The sequence below is a fragment of the Mesorhizobium sp. WSM4898 genome, assembly GCF_029625845.1.
Lineage (GTDB): Bacteria > Pseudomonadota > Alphaproteobacteria > Rhizobiales > Rhizobiaceae > Mesorhizobium.
In genome coordinates, this window is record NZ_JARTVQ010000001.1 from 1,418,098 (window position 1) to 1,437,835 (window position 19,738).

General features: G+C 65.0%; 15 protein-coding genes. 12 read left to right on the forward strand and 3 right to left on the reverse strand.

Going from position 1 to position 19,738, the window contains the following annotated elements:
* Positions 1 to 408: 408 nt before the first annotated feature.
* The 5 genes from urtA to urtE all read left to right on the forward strand — a co-directional run bounded on the left by urtA (position 409) and on the right by urtE (position 6,190).
* Positions 409 to 1,719 carry an urea ABC transporter substrate-binding protein gene (gene urtA / locus P9228_RS07030; RefSeq protein WP_127215183.1) on the forward strand — a complete coding sequence of 437 codons (1,311 nt, stop codon included), beginning with the start codon at positions 409 to 411 and terminating at the stop codon, positions 1,717 to 1,719.
* A 115-nt stretch (positions 1,720 to 1,834) separates the two neighbouring features.
* Complete coding sequence (gene urtB, locus P9228_RS07035) at positions 1,835 to 3,451, forward strand: urea ABC transporter permease subunit UrtB (protein ID WP_278052822.1); 1,617 nt, start codon at positions 1,835 to 1,837, stop codon at positions 3,449 to 3,451.
* Positions 3,448 to 4,671: an urea ABC transporter permease subunit UrtC gene (gene urtC, locus P9228_RS07040; protein WP_095830570.1), complete on the forward strand. Its 1,224-nt coding sequence runs from the start codon at positions 3,448 to 3,450 to the stop codon at positions 4,669 to 4,671. Before urtB ends, urtC begins: the two co-directional genes overlap by 4 nt.
* Positions 4,672 to 4,677: 6 nt before the next feature.
* Entirely contained in the window at positions 4,678 to 5,424 is a 747-nt protein-coding gene (gene urtD / locus P9228_RS07045) for an urea ABC transporter ATP-binding protein UrtD (protein WP_127323950.1), read from the forward strand.
* Between the two features lie 70 nt (positions 5,425 to 5,494).
* Positions 5,495 to 6,190 carry an urea ABC transporter ATP-binding subunit UrtE gene (gene urtE, locus P9228_RS07050; protein ID WP_278052823.1) on the forward strand — a complete coding sequence of 232 codons (696 nt, stop codon included), beginning with the start codon at positions 5,495 to 5,497 and terminating at the stop codon, positions 6,188 to 6,190.
* 359 nt (positions 6,191 to 6,549) lie between these two features.
* Here the strand turns inward: urtE and P9228_RS07055 are convergent, their stop codons facing one another.
* Positions 6,550 to 7,668, reverse strand: a complete 1,119-nt coding sequence (locus P9228_RS07055; protein ID WP_278052824.1) for an FAD-binding oxidoreductase — start codon at positions 7,666 to 7,668, stop codon at positions 6,550 to 6,552.
* Positions 7,669 to 7,777: 109 nt separating this feature from the next.
* Between P9228_RS07055 and P9228_RS07060 the strand changes: the two genes are divergently transcribed.
* From P9228_RS07060 to P9228_RS07080, 5 genes are all read left to right on the forward strand, one after another.
* Complete coding sequence (locus tag P9228_RS07060) at positions 7,778 to 8,683, forward strand: LysR family transcriptional regulator (RefSeq protein ID WP_278052825.1); 906 nt, start codon at positions 7,778 to 7,780, stop codon at positions 8,681 to 8,683.
* A gap of 87 nt (positions 8,684 to 8,770) precedes the next feature.
* Entirely contained in the window at positions 8,771 to 10,849 is a 2,079-nt protein-coding gene (locus P9228_RS07065; protein WP_278052826.1) for a hydantoinase/oxoprolinase family protein, read from the forward strand.
* 4 nt (positions 10,850 to 10,853) lie between these two features.
* Positions 10,854 to 12,839: a hydantoinase B/oxoprolinase family protein gene (locus tag P9228_RS07070; protein WP_278052827.1), complete on the forward strand. Its 1,986-nt coding sequence runs from the start codon at positions 10,854 to 10,856 to the stop codon at positions 12,837 to 12,839.
* Positions 12,836 to 13,138, forward strand: a complete 303-nt coding sequence (locus P9228_RS07075) for a (2Fe-2S)-binding protein (protein WP_095825763.1) — start codon at positions 12,836 to 12,838, stop codon at positions 13,136 to 13,138. Before P9228_RS07070 ends, P9228_RS07075 begins: the two co-directional genes overlap by 4 nt.
* On the forward strand, positions 13,135 to 14,502 hold the full coding sequence (locus P9228_RS07080; RefSeq protein WP_278052828.1) for an FAD/NAD(P)-binding oxidoreductase: 1,368 nt from the start codon (positions 13,135 to 13,137) through the stop codon (positions 14,500 to 14,502). The genes P9228_RS07075 and P9228_RS07080 overlap by 4 nt, the downstream gene beginning before the upstream one ends.
* A gap of 53 nt (positions 14,503 to 14,555) precedes the next feature.
* Here P9228_RS07080 and P9228_RS07085 read toward each other — a convergent pair whose 3' ends face one another.
* Complete coding sequence (locus P9228_RS07085) at positions 14,556 to 15,881, reverse strand: FAD-binding oxidoreductase (protein WP_127214259.1); 1,326 nt, start codon at positions 15,879 to 15,881, stop codon at positions 14,556 to 14,558.
* Between the two features lie 224 nt (positions 15,882 to 16,105).
* Here P9228_RS07085 and P9228_RS07090 point away from each other — a divergent pair, with 224 nt between their 5' ends.
* Entirely contained in the window at positions 16,106 to 16,582 is a 477-nt protein-coding gene (locus P9228_RS07090) for an Lrp/AsnC family transcriptional regulator (protein ID WP_066989429.1), read from the forward strand.
* Between the two features lie 49 nt (positions 16,583 to 16,631).
* On the opposite strand, the gene P9228_RS07095 is transcribed toward P9228_RS07090, so the two are convergent.
* Positions 16,632 to 17,573 carry a LysR family transcriptional regulator gene (locus tag P9228_RS07095; protein ID WP_067327442.1) on the reverse strand — a complete coding sequence of 314 codons (942 nt, stop codon included), beginning with the start codon at positions 17,571 to 17,573 and terminating at the stop codon, positions 16,632 to 16,634.
* Between the two features lie 73 nt (positions 17,574 to 17,646).
* On the opposite strand from P9228_RS07095, the gene P9228_RS07100 reads away from it, so the two are divergent.
* Complete coding sequence (locus P9228_RS07100; RefSeq protein ID WP_278052829.1) at positions 17,647 to 19,722, forward strand: NADH:flavin oxidoreductase; 2,076 nt, start codon at positions 17,647 to 17,649, stop codon at positions 19,720 to 19,722.
* Positions 19,723 to 19,738: the final 16 nt, after the last annotated feature.

A 19,738-nucleotide genomic window follows, 5' to 3' on the forward strand; every position in this document is an offset into this window, starting at 1 on the left:
CGAGACGAGACCCAATGGGTTCGCGTCACCGACGACACCAATCGAGCGGTCTACAATTTGCTTCAGATTGGAAAAGCCCGCCGCCGAGACGGACCGGGTCCCTCACTTGTTAGCCGCCCGCGGCGCAAAGATTTCAATTCCCAACATCTCTCGCCGTGCGACTACGGGGGTCGGCAGAAGGCAAACGGCGATGTAAAACATGCAATAGAAAATTGCGATGAAAATAGAGGCAGAAGCCCAAAATTTGACAACGCCTTGAAGCGGAAGCGGCCGTTGAAAACTTGAGTTGAAATTATAACCAACTGTAACTGATCGATTTTTTTGCCCGGCACTTTGGACTGTCAGGTTTGGCACGCCGCTTGCACCGCAATGTTGCAATGCAAAACAACCAGCTTGGGAGTGTGCAATATGAGGGGCAATTTTTCGACAATAACAAAAATGTTTTCGGCCGGCGTGATCGCTGCCGGCCTGTCGATATCGGCTCCCGCCAGAGCGGCCGACGACACGATCAAGGTCGGCATCCTCCATTCGCTCTCGGGGACCATGGCGATTTCGGAGACGACGCTGAAGGACGTCATGCTGATGCTGATCGAGGAGCAGAACGCTAAGGGCGGCCTGCTCGGCAAGAAGCTCGAGGCGGTTGTCGTCGATCCGGCCTCCAACTGGCCGCTCTTCGCCGAAAAGGCGCGCGAGCTGATCTCCAAGGACAAGGTCGCGGCGGTCTTCGGCTGCTGGACCTCGGTGTCGCGCAAATCGGTGTTGCCGGTGTTCTCGGAGCTCGACAACATCCTGTTCTACCCCGTCCAGTATGAGGGCGAGGAAAGCGAGCGCAACGTCTTTTACACGGGTGCTGCCCCCAACCAGCAGGCCATTCCGGCCGTCGACTACCTGATGAGCGCCGATGGCGGCTCGGTGAAGCGCTGGGTGCTCGAAGGCACCGACTATGTCTACCCGCGCACCACCAACAAGATCCTCGAAGCCTATCTGAAGTCGAAGGGCGTGCCGGCCGAGGACATCATGGTCAACTACACGCCGTTCGGCTTCTCCGACTGGCAGACCGAAGTCTCGGCGATCAAGAAGTTCGGCTCGGCCGGCAAGAAGACGGCCGTGATCTCGACCGTCAACGGCGACGCCAACGTGCCGTTCTACAAGGAACTGGGCAACCAGGGCATCAAGGCCGAGGACATTCCAGTCATGGCCTTCTCAGTCGGCGAGGAAGAACTGGCCGGTCTCGACACCGGACCGCTGGTCGGCCACCTCGCCGCCTGGAACTATTTCGAGAGCGTCGACACGCCCGAGAACAAGAAGTTCATCGACGACTGGCACAAGTTCATAAAGAACGACAAGCGCACGACCAACGACCCTATGGAAGCCCACTATATCGGCTTCAACATGTGGGTGAAGGCAGTCGAGAAGGCCGGTACTACCGATCCGGACAAGGTCATCGACGCCATGGTCGGCGTCTCGGTGCCGAACCTGACCGGCGGCTATTCGACGATGATGCCGAACCATCATATCACGAAGCCGGTGCTCATCGGCGAGATCCAGGCCGACGGCCAGTTCGAGACCGTCTCGCAAACGCCCGGCCTTGTGATGGGCGACGAATGGTCCGACTACCTGCCCGATTCCAAGAACCTGATCTCCGATTGGCGCGCGCCGCTCAGTTGCGGCAACTTCAACGTCGCCACCGGCAAGTGCGGCGGCAAGGGCACCAACTGATCCTCCCAGGTCTGTCGGGTCGCCGCGTGGCCCCGCGATCCGAGACCGCGGCCCGGGCGGGCCTTCGCGTCCCGCCCGGGCAGAAATCTCAAACGTTCGAGATCCGCTGAAGCTGATGATCCTGTTGCGCGCGATTGGCTTGACGCTGCTGCTGACGATGGCAAGCCTGCTGCCCTCGAAGGCAGGCGAGGCCGATCTTCGCGCGGCAATAGCCAAGTTCGCTACAGCGACTAATTTCTCGGCCACGGAAGCCATCGTGCGCGAGCTCGCGGCCAGCGGCGATCCGGCCGTCGAAAGGCCGCTGTCGGCGCTCGCCGACGGCAACCTCTATATTCGCAAAGCCGATTCGCAGGTCTTCATCGGCAAGGACGCGGCGAGCGGTGTCGAACTGCTCGATCCTTTCAGCGGCGACAAGTCCGCCGATGCCGCCAAGGCCGATCTCACCAAGATCAAGGTCAACAACGGTCTTCGCCGCGCCATACGCGACGCGCTGGGGACGCTGACGCTGCGCGCCAAGGACGCGAGCGTGCGCCTTGCCGCCGCCGCGACCATGTTCAAGACGCCCGACGCGGCGAATATCGAACCGCTCGATGCCGCGATCGCTGCTGAGACCGACCCAGCCGTCAAGAAGATGTTCGTGCAGGCGCGCGCGGCGTCGGTTCTGGTTTCCGACAAGCCGGAAGCCGACAAGCTCGCCGCCATCTCGGCCATCGCGGCGCGCGGCGACCGCGATGCGCTTTCCCTGCTGACCTCCGTTGAGGCTGGCGCGCAGGGAGCGGTCAAGAACGTGGCAACCGCCGCGATCGGCCATATCAATTCGACGCTGGCATTGTGGGATGCCGGCCAGAACATCTGGTACGGCATATCACTCGGATCGGTGCTGCTGCTCGGCGCTATCGGTCTCGCCATCACCTTTGGCGTCATGGGCGTCATCAACATGGCGCATGGCGAGATGGTGATGCTCGGCGCCTACACCACCTTCGTCGTCCAGCAGGTGATCCGCACGTCGTTTCCGAGCCTCTTCGACTGGTCGCTGGTCATCGCGCTGCCGCTCGCCTTCCTGGTCTCGGCGCTGGTCGGCCTCGTCATCGAGCGCGGCGTCATCCGCTTCCTTTACGGCCGGCCGCTGGAGACGCTTCTTGCCACATGGGGCGTCTCGCTGATCCTGCAGCAGGCGGTGCGCACCGTCTTCGGTCCGACGAACCAGGAGGTCGGCAATCCGTCCTGGATGTCGGGATCGTTCGACATCGGTCAATTGGCCATCACCTGGAACCGGCTGTGGATACTGGTGTTCGCGCTGCTGGTGTTCGGTGTGCTGCTCTACGTCATGAAGCGGACGCCCTGGGGCCTGCAGATGCGTGCCGTCACCGCCAATCGGCGCATGGCCGCATCCATGGGCATCAGGACGCCCTGGATCGACGCGCTGACTTTCGCGCTCGGCTCCGGCATCGCCGGGATCGCCGGCGTGGCGCTCAGCCAGATCGACAACGTCTCGCCCAATCTCGGCCGCGGCTACATTATCGACAGTTTCATGGTCGTGGTCTTCGGTGGCGTCGGCAATCTCTGGGGCACGCTGGTCGGCGCCTTCTCGCTCGGCATCGTCAACAAGTTCCTCGAGCCGTACGCCGGCGCGGTGCTTGGCAAGATCGTCGTGCTGGTACTGATCATCCTGTTCATCCAGAAGCGGCCGCGCGGCCTATTCGCGCTGAAGGGCAGGGCGGTGGAAGCATGATCACGCAGCGCTTCTTCGGCGCCGACCGGCGCATCGCGATCGCCATCCTCGTCCTGCTGGCGGCGGCCGCCATCGTGCCGCTGCTAAACCTCGCGGTGTCGCCTCAAAGCGCTTTCTACATTCCGCCTTACATCGTCTCTTTGGTCGGGAAATATCTCTGCTACGCGCTGCTGGCGCTCGCGCTCGATCTGGTCTGGGGCTATTGCGGCATCCTTTCGCTCGGCCACGGCGCCTTCTTCGGGCTCGGCGGCTATGCGATGGGCATGTATCTGATGCGTCAGATCGGCTCGCGCGGCGTCTATGGCAATCCCATCCTGCCGGACTTCATGGTGTTCCTGAACTACAAGGAACTGCCCTGGTTCTGGCACGGCTTCGACCATTTCTGGTTCGCCGTGCTGATGGTGCTGGCCGTGCCGGGCCTGCTTGCCTTCGTATTCGGCTGGTTCGCCTTCCGCAGCCGCGTCACCGGCGTTTATCTCTCGATCATCACCCAGGCGATGACCTATGCGCTGCTGCTTGCCTTCTTCCGCAACGACATGGGTTTCGGAGGCAATAACGGCCTGACCGATTTCAAGGACATCCTCGGCTTCAACATCCAGGCCGACGCGACGCGCGCGGCGCTGTTTTCAGCAAGCGCCGTGACGCTGGCGTTCGCCGTCTTTGTCACCGCGGCGATCGTGCGCTCCAAATACGGCAAGCTGCTGATGGCGGTGCGCGACGCCGAAAGCCGCACCCGCTTCCTCGGCTGGCGGGCCGAGAATGTAAAACTCTTCGCCTTCAGCGTCTCGGCCGTCATGGCCGGCATCGCCGGCGCGCTCTACGTGCCGCAGGTCGGCATCATTAATCCCGGCGAGTTCGAGCCCGCCAATTCGATAGAAGTGGTGATCTGGACCGCCGTCGGCGGGCGCGGCACCATCGTCGGCCCGATTATCGGCGCGCTCCTGGTCAATGCCGGCAAATCCTGGTTCACCGGCGTGCTGCCTGAATTCTGGCTATTCGCGCTTGGCGGGTTGTTCGTCGCCGTAACGCTGTTCCTGCCCAAGGGCGTGGTCGGCATGTGGGATAGCTGGCGCGGCAAGGCCAGGGCGCTGCGCGCGGCCTCGCTCGCCGCGAAAGCCGGCATCGACCCGCCGGAAGCGCAGCCGAAGATCGAGCGCTCGGCGGCGAGAACGCCGGGCGCGTGGTCGGCCAACGGCCCCGAACCGCAGCCGGCGGAGTAAGCGACCATGAGCAAGTCGAACACCATCCTCTATCTGGACGGCGTCTCGGTCTCCTTCGACGGCTTTCGCGCCATCAACAACCTGTCGCTGGTGCTCGACAAGGGCGAGATGCGCGCCATTATCGGACCCAACGGCGCCGGCAAGACGACGATGATGGATATTGTCACCGGCAAGACGCGGCCGGACGAGGGCGAGGTATTCTTCGACGGTCGGGTCGATCTCACCCGGCATGACGAAGCCGAGATCGCCATGATGGGCATCGGCCGCAAGTTCCAGAAGCCGACCGTCTTCGAGAGCCACAGCGTCGAGGACAATCTGATGCTGGCGCTGAAGGGGCCGCGCTCGATCTTTCCAGCGCTCTTCCATCGCGGCTCGCCGAGCGGGGCCAGGCGCATCGACGCCATCCTCGGCATCATCCGCCTCGGCGACAAGCGCGGGGAGGTCGCCGCCAATCTCAGCCATGGCCAGAAGCAGTGGCTGGAGATCGGCATGCTGCTGGCACAAGACCCGAAGCTGCTCCTCGTCGACGAGCCGGTCGCCGGCATGACCGACGCGGAGACCGAGGAGACGGCGCGCCTGCTCAAGGACATCGCCCGCGACCATTCGGTTGTCGTCGTCGAGCACGACATGCATTTCGTGCGCGAGCTCGGCGTCAAGGTCACCTGCCTGCACGAGGGCTCGGTGCTGTCGGAAGGCACGCTCGATTTCGTTTCGGCCGACGAACGCGTCGTCGAAGTCTATCTGGGGCGCTGAGCATGATCTGGCGGGTCTCGTTGCATCGTTTCGACCTTTCCTTCCTCAGGTGCTGGAGAAGGGGCTGACCATGCTCGAAGTCTCCGACGCCACGCTCCATTACGGCGCCGCCCAGGCGCTGCGCGGCGTTTCGCTGAAAGCGGGCGCGGGCAAGATCACCTGCGTACTCGGCCGCAACGGCGTCGGCAAGACCAGTCTGATGAGATCCATCGTCGGCCATCATAGGCTGACGAGCGGAAGTGTTGCCTTCGAGGGGAAAGCGCTCGAGCGGAGCGCGGCGTATGACCGCGCCCGGTCGGGCATCGCATTCGTGCCGCAGGGCAGGGAAATCTTTCCCCTGCTCACGGTGCGCGAAAATCTGGAATCGGGGTTCGCACCGCTGAAGCGCGCCGACCGCAACGTTCCAGCTCATGTCTTAGAGCTGTTTCCAGGGTTGAAGCAGACGCTCGGCCGCCGCGCCGGCGACTTGTCCGGCGGCCAGCAGCAGCAGCTCGCCATAGGCCGCGCGCTGGTGATGCGGCCGAAGCTGCTCGTGCTCGACGAGCCGACCGAAGGCATCCAGCCATCAATCATCAAAGACATCGGCCGCGCCATCCGCTATCTGCGCGACCAGGCGGGGATCGCGGTGCTTCTGGTCGAGCAGTATCTGGATTTCTGCCGCGAGCTTGCCGACGAGGTCAACATCATGGATCGCGGCCAGATCGTGCATACCGGCCCCGCCGAGGATCTGGACAGGCCCGATGTACGCAAGCTCCTTACTGTCTAGGTTCAGTCGTCATCCTTTGGCCGAAGCGCCGCAAAACAATGTCGTTTCGATGGAAAGTCCGTAGAAGCGCGCCATGTTCTGCGCGGCATCCTGCGTTCGACATTAAGCCGATAGGGCTGAGCAAAGCATGGGATAAGAATCGCCGATCGGGGAATGCTCGTACAACGACACTTATGAATCGCTTGTCGCGCAGCGCCCACGCGTTCCAATCCGCGGCCGCGGTTTGCTGGGGGCGAACTCCAGTCTGAGCCATCCGAAAGCGACCTTTCTGCTCACCCAACAAGCCGTCATTCGGACAGATGGAAGCTCCCTTCTTCCGCGTCAAAGGACGCCTGAGCCCAGGGGATCGACTCGCCTCGTCAGGCTCCGCGATTGAAGCGATCTATCCTAAAATCGTCGAGGGCCGTTTCGCAGTCGCCGGTGGTGATGAGCTCGGCCATGGCGTCGCCGACACCCGGACCGAGCTGGAAGCCGTGCCCGCTGAAGCCGAAAGCGTGGAACAGGCCCGGCGTCGTCGACGAGCGTCCCATGACCGGCAGCATGTCGCGGACATAGCCTTCGCAGCCCGACCAGGTGCGGATGACCGCGACTTGCGCGATCGCCGGCAGCAGCCGCGCGACGGCCCGCAATTGCGTCGGCAGGCGCATGGGGTCGGCGGCCGCATGGCCTGGATCGAGGTCCACCGACACTCTTTCGGCGGCGCCGCCGAAGACGATGTTGCCGCGCTCGACCTGACGCAGATAGGCGCCATAGTCCTTGTCGCGCGTCCAGATGCCGACCACCGGCAGGATCCGGTGCGGCAGTGGCTCGGTCACACCCATTTGTGGACCGCGGGCATCGAGCGGGACCTCTTCGCCGAACAGCGCGGCGACGCGCGCGCCCCAGGCGCCGGCGGTGTTGACCAGGCATTCGCCGGCGAAAGCGCCTTTTGAACTGGCGACAAGGAAACCGGAGTCGGTCCGCTCGATCCTTTCGACCCGAGCTTCGTCGATGATTTTCGCGCCCAGCTTGCGGGCGGCCTCGGCGAAGGCCGGCGCGATCAGCCGCGGATTGCCGCTGCCGTCATGCGGAGAGAACGACGCCGCGATCGCGTCGGGACCGAGGCCGGGAAAACGCGCGCGGATCTCGCGCGGGCTGAGCTGCTCCAGCTCGAGTCCCCAGGGACGCGCCGCCTCGGCATAGCTGCGCATGTCGGCGAGACCGCCTTCGTCGAAGATCAGCCGCACGTGACCGGTGGCGCGGAATTCCACATCGCGCCCCAGCATTTTTTCGGCCTCGCCCCACAGCCGGAGCGAGCGGTGGGCCAGCGGAAGCTGCGGCAGATGACGCCCCGTGCGCCGGATGTTGCCGAAGGAGGCGACGGTTGCTCCACCGCCGATCCGGTTGCGCTCGACCAGCGTCACGCGGGCGCCGCGCCTGGCCAGGAAATAGGCGGAAGCTGTCCCCATCAGGCCGCCGCCCAGCACGATCACATCCATTGTCGTTCCTTAGCGCAGAGGGCTGATCCTGATCCATCTTGTCGGCGCCGCGGCAATGCGTCAAAGATGGCTTTGGATAAAAGCCATAAGTTTTACCTATGGAGTAGGAATGCGGGCCCGGCAGCTCGAAGTGTTCATCGCCGTCATGCGCGCGGGCACCGTGACCGCCGCGGCGCGAATGCTGAACATCTCCCAGCCCGCGCTCAGCCAGATACTGCTCCACACTGAGGACGAGCTCGGCTTCACGCTGTTCGAGCGGGTCAAGGGCAGGCTGCGGCCGACCCCTGAGGCGCTCGAGATCTTTCCCGATGCCGAGAGGCTGTCGGCGGGGCTCGACGGCCTGCGCCGCAAGACCACCGATCTGCGTCTCGGTCGGGCCGGACTGGTGCGGGTCGCCGCCTCGCCGCCGCCGGCCATGGCGATATTGCCGCGCGCCTTCACCGCATTTCGGGCGCAGCATCCCGACATGCTGCTTCGTTCCCATAGCGCGCCGATCGCCGCGATTGTAGACATGCTGCGCGCCGGCGATGCCAGCCTCGGCGTGGCCATGGATGACCGCCTGCCTCCCGATATCGAGGCCGAGGTGATCGGCAGCGTCGGCTTCGCCTGCCTGCTGCCGCGCGGACACGCGCTGCAGAATAAGCCCGAGCTGACGCTCGCCGATCTCGTCGGGCAGCAACTGATATCCTATCGCGGCAACACGCGTCCCGCCGACGAACTGGCCCACGCGGCCCGCGCGCAAGGCGTGGCGCTTTCACCGTCGCTGGAGATCGACGTTTCGATTTCTGCCGTCGGCTTCGTCCAGGCTGGTCTGGGCGTGGCTCTCGTCGACGCGCTGCTGCCGTGGCACCAGTTTTCCGGCCTCGCTGTCAGGCCGCTGGCGGGCGGCCCGGAATTCCCGATCGCGCTGCTCACGTCCCGCGCACGAGCCCTTTCGAGGGCCGACGAAACGATGCGCGATGACATCCGCACGGCCTGCTCCGCCGTTGTCGGCGAGCATAGCGTCAAGGTATAAGTACGACTTATATTCTTGCCCATCATCCATCTTGGACCGTGACTGTCCGCTCGTGCGAGTTTCCGAGCAGACGGAAAGGGACGCACCATGGATGGAGCCACTGCGACGGATGAGGCGCTGAAGAAGGCCGACTGGAAGGTCGGCGTCGATATCGGCGGGACATTCATCGATTTCTGCGCGCTCGAAGCAAACTCCGGACGCGTCGCTTCGCTGAAGGTGCTGACGACGCCGGAAGATCCGGGTGCCGAGCTGATGACGGGGCTCACCTTGCTGGCCGAACGCGAAGGCTTCGACGCGACCCATATGACGCGCTTCGTGCACGGCACGACGGTCGGCATCAACACCATCATCCAGCGCAAGGGCGCGCCGCTGGCGCTATTCACCAATGCCGGCTTCGAGGACGTGATCGAACTCGCGCGGCTTCGCATGCCGGACATGTATTCGCTGTTCTGCGCGCGGCCGGATCCGCTGATCTCGCGCGACATGGTGTTCGGCATTCCGGCCCGCATGCGCGTCGATGGCAATGAATCCCAGGCGCCCGACACGGCGGCGGTGGAGAGCGCGGTCGCGGCCGCGAAAGCGAACGGGGCGCAGGGGATCGTCGTGTCCTTCCTTCATTCCTGGCGCAACGCCGCGCAGGAGGCTTCGGTCAAGGCGGCGATCGCGCGCTTGGCGCCCGACCTCTTCGTCTTCACCTCCGCCGAGGTGTGGCCGGTCATCCGCGAATACGAGCGCAGCTCGACCGCCATTCTCAATGCCTATGTCCATCCGCGCGTCTCTGGCTATCTGACCGCGCTGGAAGAGCGGCTGAAGCATCGCGGCGTGCCGGCCCGGCCGATGCTGACGAAGTCGAACGGTGGGCTGATGAACGCCGCCGAAGGCAAGCGCGCCTGCGTGAATATGCTGCTGTCGGGAACGGCCTCCGGCGTCATCGGCGCCTCGTGGCTGGCGCGTCAGGCCGGCGAGGATAAGGTTCTCACCCTCGACATCGGCGGGACCTCGGCCGATTTCGCGCTCATCATAAACGGCGAGCCGCAGTTCGGCACCGGCGAGCTGATCGGCGAATTTCCGCTCCATATCCCTTCCGTATCAGTGAGCTCGATCGGCGTCGGCGGCGGCTCGATCGCCAGCGTCGACGCGCAAGGAGTGCTGCGGGTCGGGCCGGAATCGGCCGGTTCGACGCCGGGACCTGCATGCTACGGCCGTGGCGGCGAGCGGGCGACGGTAACTGACGCCATGGTGGTGTGCGGATGGCTCGGCCATAGGGAGATGGCCTATGGCCAGCTCAGGATCGAGATCCAACTGGCGCATCGCGTGGTCGGCGAGCTTGCCGCCCGGCTCGGCCGTCCGGTCGAGCAGACCGCGCAGGCGATCCTCGACATCGCGGTGTCGGAAATGTTCGTCGAGGTTGAGAAGCTCGCCTCGCGCGCCGGCGTCGATCTGCGCGATTTCACGCTGATGCCATTCGGCGGCGGCGGCCCGATGCTCGGCGCCTTCCTGGCCCGCGAGCTCGGCATCAAGCGCGTCATGGCGCCCCGCCGCCCCGGCGTGGTATCGGCGCTGGGTGGGCTGGTGGCTGATCTGCGCGGGGACTTCATCCGCACCATCTTCAGCCCGCTATCCGGCGCGTCGCTTCCCGGAATCCGCGAGGCCTTCGAGGCGATGGCGCAGGAGGGCCGCGACTGGCTTGCGGCGCAGGGGCACGATGCGGCCGCGCAACTCACACTCTCCTGCGACATGCGCTACTTCGGCCAGAGCTATGAGATCGAGGTTGTCCTTTCGCCCCAATGGCTGGCGGACGGCGACGCGGCCGCGATCGAGCAGGCATTCCACCGCACCCATGAGCAGCTCTACGACTTCCACGATCCGGACGGCGCGATCGAGCTTGTGAATGTACGGCTGTCCGCGATAGGCGCAGGTCCGGCGCTCTCCTTCCCCGAGACCGAGGAGATCGACGTCCCGACCCATCCGGCGCGCCGGGTGCCGGTCTATACCGGTCTGACCGTCGAGACCGTCGACCTCCATGACCGCCAGACCCTGGTGCCGGGCAGCGCGTTTCACGGGCCTGCGGTGGTAGTGCAGGAAGATACCACCTTCGCCCTCCCCGCCGGAACGCAGGCGCGGGTCGATCGCCACCTCAATCTCGTACTGACTTTCGCGGAGTGACGCCTTGTTCGACCGCACAAATCTTCAGGTTCTGGCTAACCATGCCCGCGCGGCGGCCGAGAACATGGCCCACACGCTGCACCGCACCGCGCACTCCGCCTTCGTCAAGGAGACGCAGGATTTTACGGTGATGCTGATGGACCGCTCGGGAGCGACCTTCGCCGTCCCGATGGAGCTCGGCGCCACATGGTACCCCGGGCTTTCCTATCACCGTGCGATCGCCATGGTGAACGACTATCGGCCGGGAGACGTCGCCTTCACCAACGATCCCTATTCCGGCCACGTCGCCACGCACGCACCCGACACGCATTTGTGGAAGCCGGTCTTCGTCGACGGCGAGATCGTCGCCTGGACGGGAGGGCACATCCACAACACCGACATGGGCGGGGCTGTGCCGGCTTCGCTCAGCCGCGCGCTCACCGAAATCCATCAGGAAGGCGTCCGCTTTCCGCCGATGAAGCTGGTGAGGGAAGGCGTCTTCGACGAGACGATCCTCAGGATCATGAGCACCAATGTGCGCAAGCCGGACCTCAACATCGGCGACATCAAGGCGCTGGTCGGCGCGCTCAACACCGGCGAGCGCAAGATCCAGGCGATGGTGAAGAAGTTCGGCAAGGCCGGCTTCGTCGAAGGCGTTTCAGCTCTTCTCGACCATGCCGAGGCGCAGGCGCGGGCCGTGCTGCGCGCCATGCCCGACGGCACCTGGCAATTCGCCGACTATGCCGATGAGGATTCGGTCGAGGCCAATCCCTGCCGGCTGAAGCTGACGCTGACGATCAAAGGCGATGAGGCCGTGCTCGACTTCACCGGCTCCGATCCGCAGCTCGGCTCCTCGCTCAACGTGCCTTCGGGCGGCGACCCGCGCCACACGATGCTTTTGGTCGGCGTCTATTACGTGCTCTACACGCTCAACCCGAAAATCCTGCTCAACGCGGGCCTCACCCGGCCGTTCACCTGCATCACGCCGCAAGGTTCGGTGCTGAACCCCGTCCATCCCGCCGCCGTCGGCATGCGCTCGCTCACCTGCGCCCGGCTGCGCTCGGTCATCTTCGGGGCCTTCTCACAGGTGCTGCCGGAGCGCTTGCCGGCGGCGCCGGCCGGCAACAACTGCATCGTCAACGTCATGACCATCGATGAGCGCACCAGCAGGAGCGTCATCGCGGCGGTCAACCCCGTCGTGGGTGGCGGCGGCGCGATGCCGCATCGCGATGGCACCAATGGATCGGGCGCCGATGCTGCCTATCTCAAGAACACGCCGATCGAGATCACCGAGACCGAGACGCCGGTCGAGTTCGTGAAATATGGGCTCGCCCAGGACAGCGGCGGTGCGGGCCGCTGGCGCGGCGGGCTGGCGACCGAGATGGCTTTTCGTGTCTTTGCCCCCGACTCCCGGATTACGGCCCGCAATCGCGACCGCAGCTTCTTCCGTCCCTGGGGCGTGCTGGGCGGCAAGGCGGCCGGCCTGTCGGACATGGTCGTCAATCCGGGCACCGGCCGCGAGCGGCGGCTGGGCAACATCGACACGGCGGTGCTGCAGCCGGGCGACGTGCTCGAGATCCGATCCGCCGGCGGCGGCGGACGCGGCGACCCGTTTCAGCGCGAGCCCTGGCGGGTCGGTGAGGATGTGCGGCGCGGCTATCTCTCGCCGGCCGCAGCCGAAAGCGACTACGGGGTCGTTATCCGCGGCGGCGAAGTCGACGAGCGCGCGACGGAGCGGCTGCGCGCGAGGCACACGCCGTCCGTCGGCCATTTCCATTTCGGGCCGGAGCGCGACAGCTACGAAGCGCAGTGGACGCCGGCTGCCTATGATCGGCTCCACGCTCTGCTGGACGCCTTGCCGATCCACTGGCGGTTCTTCGCCAAGACGGAGATTTTTCGCCGCATGAAAGGTCGCTCCGGGCCGGAAGGCGTCCAAGCGGCCTTCGAGGCGGTCTGCGAACGCTTTCCCGAACTGCCTCGTCCGGGGCCGGTACGAGAGGCCGCCGAATGATGACGGTCGGCCGCATCGTCCGGCTGGCCGAGCGCGATCGCGAGGAGGTGCAATTCCTTCTCGACGGTGAGACGCGCAACGCGCTGGACGGCGACACCGTGCTGACCGCAATGCTGGCTACAGCACATGCGCTCCGGAGTTCCGAGTTCGGTCCCGAGCCGCGCGCAGGTTTCTGTCTAATGGGAGCCTGCCAGGACTGCTGGGTGTGGCAAGAAGAGGGACCGCGCCTGCGTGCGTGCACAACTCTTGCCGTCGAAGGCATGCGGCTGCGCACGACGCCGCCGGAGAACTGGCCGTGAGCGAGCCGTCATCGCCGCGCATCGTGATCGTAGGTGCGGGCCCCGCCGGCATAAGGGCCGCGGCGACACTGGTCGACGCCGGGCTCCATCCGGTGGTGATCGATGAAGGGCACCGCGCGGGTGGGCAGATCTATCGCCGCCCGCCTGCCGGGTTCGTCCGAACTCCGGAGCAACTGTACGGCTCCGAGGCGGACAAGGCTCGCGCGTTGCATTTGCTCTTCGACCGGATGGCCGATGAAGGGCGGCTCACTTATTGCGCGCGCAGCTCCGTCATCGCCGTGCATGAGGGGCGGCTGCATGTGCTGGGGGAGGGCGGCGCGGAGGTCGTCTTCTACGACCGCCTGATCCTCGCCACCGGCGCATCCGACCGCGTCGCTCCGGTCCCTGGCTGGCAGAACGCCGGCGTCTTCAGCCTTGGCGCGGCGCAGATCGCGCTCAAGGCGCAGGGCGTCGCGCTCGGACAGCGCATCGTGCTTATCGGGTCGGGCCCCTTGCTGACGCTGGTTGGCATGCAACTCCTCAAGGCCGGAGCGGATGTGGCGGCGGTGCTCGACACCTCTTCCTGGCGCCAGCAGATGCGCGGGTTCTGGGGACTTGCCGCCCGCCCAATCGTGGCGTTGCGCGGGCTGGCCCTGCGGGCGCGGCTGGGTCGCCGCTATCACGCTGGCGTGACACTGGAACGAATCGATGCCGACGGACAGGGTGTCACCGGGATGCGCTGGCGCGACGCCGGCGGCCGGGAGCGGCACACCCCATGTGACATGGTCGGCATGGGCTGGCACCTGCGGGCGGAGACTCATCTGACTGACCTTGCGGGATGCGCCTTCACCTATGACGAACAGTGGCGGCAATGGCTGCCGAAGGCCGACGAGATGGGGCGAGCCGGCAATGGCATCTACCTGGCCGGTGATGGGGCCCGTCTCCTAGGGGCGGACGGCGCGGAGATCGCAGGACGCGTTGCCGCGGCGGCGTGCCTTGCCGATCTTGGACGCCCGGTGCCCTCCGTCGGCGCCGACCCGCGCAGGCTCGCACGGCTCGAGCGCTTTGCCCGCGGTCTGGCCCAGGCCTTTCCTTGGCCAGGCGCGATGGTGAGGGCGTTTCCCGACGATACGATCGTCTGCCGCTGCGAGAACGTCACTGCCGGGGCCGTGCGCGAGGGCACGACTCTCGGCGGCGGCGAGGCCAACAGGGTGAAATCGCTCTCGCGCGTCGGCATGGGGCGCTGCCAGGGGCGTTATTGCCAGTTGGCAGCCGCCGAACTCATCGCAGCCCACGCCGGCTGTAGGCCCGAGGATGTCGGCCGGTTTCGCGGGCAGGCCCCCATCCGGCCTGCCCCCATCGGCGCCTTTCTTCGGGAGAGCTGATGCAAATCCGGAGGGTTCACCTGCCAAGCGATGTCGGAATGTCGCGTTTGAAACTAGAAGTCGGCGACCTTGCCCCACGCCGAAGCATCGAAACGCCGCGGATCGTAGGATTTCGGATCGACGATCGGCTCCAACCCGGTGACAAGATCGGCGACGAGGTGCCCGGCACCGGGTCCGATGCCGAAGCCGTGACCCGAAAATCCGGCAGCCAGGAAGAAGCCTGGAACGGCGTGTATCTCGCCGATGGCCGGCACGCCGTCCGGGGTGCTGTCGATGTAGCCCGCCCAGGCCGCGCTGATCTTCGTCTGCCGCAGCGCAGGCAGCAGCTCGAGCGCGCGGGCATGGGTCAGGCGGATGGTCGCCTGATCCGGCATCGGATCGAGGATACGCATCCGCTCCATCGGCGTTGGCCGGTCGAGCCGCCAGCGTTGGAGCGTTTCGTGGCCTGAGCGCACCCCCTGCAACCCGCCGGGCGCGAGGCTGCGCCAGCGCTTCAGGAACATGGGGACGAACTGCGAAGCGAAGCGCAGCTGCTGCGGCGTCACGTCGACGCGTCCGCGGCCGCTTATGGCGAGCGTGTAGCCGCCGTCACCGCGCCGCGTCGCCGAGATTTTTGCCGTGTGTAGCGCATCCGGCAAGCCCCCCGCGCCGGGCGAGACGGACAGGATGGAGGAGCGGATCGAGGCCTGCGGGAAGCGGAAGCCGAACTGACGGCAAAAGGAGGACGCCCAGGCGCCACCGGCCAAAACCGCCGCCTTCGTGCGGATCGTACCGCTTTCCGTGAGCACGCCGCACAGGCGACCGCCCTCGGTCTCGATACCGCGCGCGGCGCAATTCTGATGCACCGTGCCGCCAAGCTGGACGATGGCGCGGGCGACCGCTGGCGCGGCCTGCGACGGATCGGCGGTGCCGTCGGTCGGCGAGAAGACGCCGCCTTTCCAGGTACGGCCGGTGGCGCGGCCCCGCCCGCTGGCCTCGGCGCTGTCGAGCATGTGCGTGGTGACGCCCGCTGTTCTGGCGAAGTCACGCCAGCGCGCCCAGCCGGCCAGTTCCGCCTCGTCATTGCTGAGATAGAGCAGGCCGCAGCGGCGAAAGCCGGTGTCCTGGCCGCTTTCGGCCGCAAAGCGCTCCCAGAGATCGAGGCTGCGCGTCGCCATCGGCAGCTCGCGGGCGTCGCGGTTCTGTTGGCGGCACCATCCCCAGTTCCTGCTGGACTGCTCGGCGCCGATGCGTCCTTTTTCGACAAGCGCGACCTTCAAGCCGCGCCTAGCCAGGTAGTAGGCCGCGAAGACGCCGACAATGCCGCCGCCGATCACCACCGCATCCGCGGATTGCGGCAGTTCGTCGGATGTCTCGATCTGTTGCAGCGGCGCGCGCATGGTCCTCTCTCTGCCTTTGAGGCTCGAATCTAGCGCGTTGCGCAGGCAGCCGCTGCCGCAGTTATGCTTCAGGCAGAATTTTATTCCGTAGCGCGCAATGAAATCGAGAGTCCCTGCGTGTCAGAGCAGGCCCATCGGATAGACAGGCCTGCCGGCTGTGGTAGTGTCACGGCTAGAGAAGTGGCGGCATTTTGTGCTGTGGCTTGCGTTCTTCGGAGATGGACGTGAAACTGGATCGGATCGACATCAAGATTCTGCATGAATTGCAGAAGAACGGCCGCATCACCAATGTGGAATTGGCCGAACTGGTGCACCTGTCGCCGAGCCCGTGCCTGATGCGGGTCAAGAAGCTCCAGTCGGAAGGTTATATCGAGGGCTATTCCGCGCAGGTCAACATCGGCAAGCTCGGCCAGACACTGACCGTGTTCACCGAAATCACCTTGAAGAACCATCGCCAGGTGGACTTTGCCCGCTTTCTCGCCGTCGTCGAGAAGATCGATCAGGTCATCGAATGCCACCTCGTGTCGGGCGGTTACGACTATCTGATGAAATTCGTGACCGCCGGGATTGGCGAGTACCAGACGATCATGGAGCGGCTGACCGATATGGATATCGGCATCGACAAGTATTTCAGCTTCGTGGTGCTGAAGTCGCCGATCGTCAAATCGCACATGCCGCTGCCCAGCCTGTTTCCCATGTAGTCAGCGGGTAGCTGTGCCCGGGCGCTGCAGTTGTCTGCTGCGGTCCGGGCTACAGGACCCCGGGCTGCAATAGTGCGCGCAACGCTTTCAACTCGGCTTGCATCTCGGCGATCATCCAGGCGCGGATATCGGAGACGATCGGCCGCACTGGCCGTGAGCGAGGTGCAATCAATTCATGGATCCGTCCGGTGTTGATCTGCCTGTCCGAGGCCGGAACGAGCGTTGCCTGAAGCAGTGCCCTTGAGACATTGCTGAGCCAGCCGAGCGCCACGCCTTCTCCGTTCATCGCGGCTTGAAGCACGACCGCGTAGTCCGAGAATTCGAGCCATTTCGCCCTGCTGGTCTTGCGGTGGGCTACGCTGCCCCAGGCGTCCAGCCACTGCTCCTTGGCGTCGGTGAGATGAAGCAGGATATGACCTTCGCCGTCCGAGTCATGGTTCAAGCGGCCGTGGTGCGACAGATAGGATGGGCTGCACACCGGAACGATGATTTCCGGCGAGAAGGCCCAGCGGTGATAGTGGGTGTCGTCGTCGGCCAGGATTCTGGTGGCAAGCTCGACATTCTCGGCGGGTCCTCGCAGAACGCCGGCGATGAGTTCGAACCTCAGGTCCACGTCGGGAAATCGCGTGTTGAACGCCGTTAACCTCGGAACGAACCAGTGCGTAGCGAGAGAGCTCGAGAGCGAAAGGGTAACCACCGGCTTTGCGGCACTGTTCCGCTTGATCGTGCCGATCGCCTCCTCGATGCCGTCAAATCCTTCCCGTACAGCCGAATAGAGGGCGCGCCCCTCCGGGGTCGGGGACAATCCCGTTGGACCGCGCGTGAACAGAGCCACGCCGAGATCGGCCTCCAGCTGAGCGATGCTGCGGCTGATCGAGGGTTGCGTGACGTTGAACTCGCGCGCTGCGGCCGTGAAACTTCCTGAACGGACAGCGGCCTCGAAAACGAGGAGTCCGCGTGCGGATGGAACGAGTTTTGCGAAGCCAGCCATACGCCAAGCGTATAGCCGCCCCAACAATTTTCAAGCTTTCCTGCAGTCCTGCAAATCGCGAACTATAACCCTCATGAATGGTTCGGAGCAGCATGTGCCGGCAGCGGCATTCCAAGCGGGGAGCACATCCGGCGATCCACTGCTTCAGCCGTTTCGGCTCAAGGGTCTAACGCTGCGCAACCGCGTCGTCAGCACCAGTCATGCCTCAATGCTGGACGAGGGTGGCCTGCCGCTCGAGCGCTATCAGCGCTATCATGAAGAGAAGGCGCGCGGCGGCCTGGCGATGACTATGGTCGGCGGCTCGGCGATGACGTCGCCCGATTCGAGCTGGGGCGGCGGTCAGCTGGATCTTTCCAGCGATCGCATCATCCCTCATCTCCAATCGCTGTCGCAGCGAATTCATCGCCACGGCGCGACGGTCATGTGTCAGGTCTCGCATCTCGGCCGGCGCGCTACTGCCTATGCCGGTCACTGGTTGCCCTCGGTTGCGCCGTCACGCGTCCGCGAGACGCGAAACCGGAATTTCCCCAAAGAAATGGACGCCGCGGACATCGACAGGATCGTCAAGGACTACGCCAGTGCCGCCAGGCGCTGCGTTGACGGCGGCCTGGACGGCGTCGAGACCGTCACCGGCGGCCATCTGATCGGCCAATTCCTGTCGCGCAGAACCAACAGGCGCACGGACGCTTTCGGCGGCTCGCTGGAAAACCGCGCGCGCTTCGGGCTGATGGTTCACGAAGCGATCCGCCGCGCGGTGGGCGACGACTTCGCCGTCGGGATCCGCTTCGTGATCGACGAGGCGGTCGACGACGGATCGGATTTCGAGGAAGGCCTTGCCTTCGCCCGGCTGTTCGAGCGCGAAGGCCATGTCGATTTCTTCAACTGCATCTTCGGCCGCATGGACACCGACTTGTCGCTGGCCGAGCAGAATATGCCCGGCATGTTTATCAGGAGCGCGCCGTTTCTGCCGTTGGTTGGGCAGTTCAAGCGGGAAACCAGGCTGCCGGTCATCCACGCCGCCGCCATCAGGGACGTAGCCACGGCGCGGCACGCGATCCGCGCAAACCTTGTCGATCTGGTCGGCATGACTCGAGCGCATATTGCCGACCCGCATATCGTCAACAAGGTGATGCGGGGCGAAGAAGACCGCATCCGCCCGTGCGTCGGCGCGTCCTACTGCCTGTACAAGAAGGTCCATTGCATTCACAACCCCGCCAGCGGCCATGAAACGACCGTCAGCCACATCATTGACCGGACCGAAACGCCGAAACGGGTGGTCGTCGTCGGCGGTGGTCCGGGCGGGATGGAGGCGGCCCGGGTCGCCGCCGAGCGCGGGCACAGCGTGACCTTGTTCGAAGCTGGGGCCCGGCTCGGCGGGCAGGTGCTCGTTGCGGCCTCGGCTTCCGACCGCAAGGATCTGATCGGTATAGTCGACTGGCGCGCCGAAGAGCTCGCGCGCCTGGGCGTGGATGTCCGCCTCAACACCTATGCGGACGCAGATGGAGTGCTTGCCGAGAAACCGGATGCCGTTATCGTCGCCACAGGCGGCATCCCGGACATGGAGTGGCTGGAGGGCGCTGAACATTGCGACAGCGTCTGGGATATCTTGACCGGGGTCATGCCCGCGAAGGCCGATGTGCTCATCTACGATGAGACTGGACGCCAGGCCGCCATATCCTGTGGCCTGCATCTTGCCCGCCTGGGACATGCGGTCAGCCTGGCCATGGCTGACGACACCCTTGCGATCGAGACACCCTATCCGGACCGGGTCAGTTTCCGCAAACTCGCGTCCGAACTCGGCATCCGGGTCGTCGGCGATCTGCGGCTCATCAAGGCAGCGCGCCACGGCAACGGCATCGCCGCCCGGTTCCGGCATGAGCTCACCGGTGCAGAAACGGAAATGACCGCGGCCCAACTCATTGTCGAGCGCGGCACGGCACCTGTGGAAGATACCTACCAGGAATTGCGTGCCCGCTCCGCCAATAAGGGCGTCACCGACATCGCGCTCATGACGGGAGTGGCGACAAAGGGGGTGCAAGGGCTCCAAGCTCCAGGATCCTTCGTCCTGCACCGCATTGGAGACGCGGTCGCCAGCAGGGACATCTACTCGTCAATCTATGAGGCCTACCGGCTCTGCTCGCAACTGTAGTCCGGCGAATCCCCTA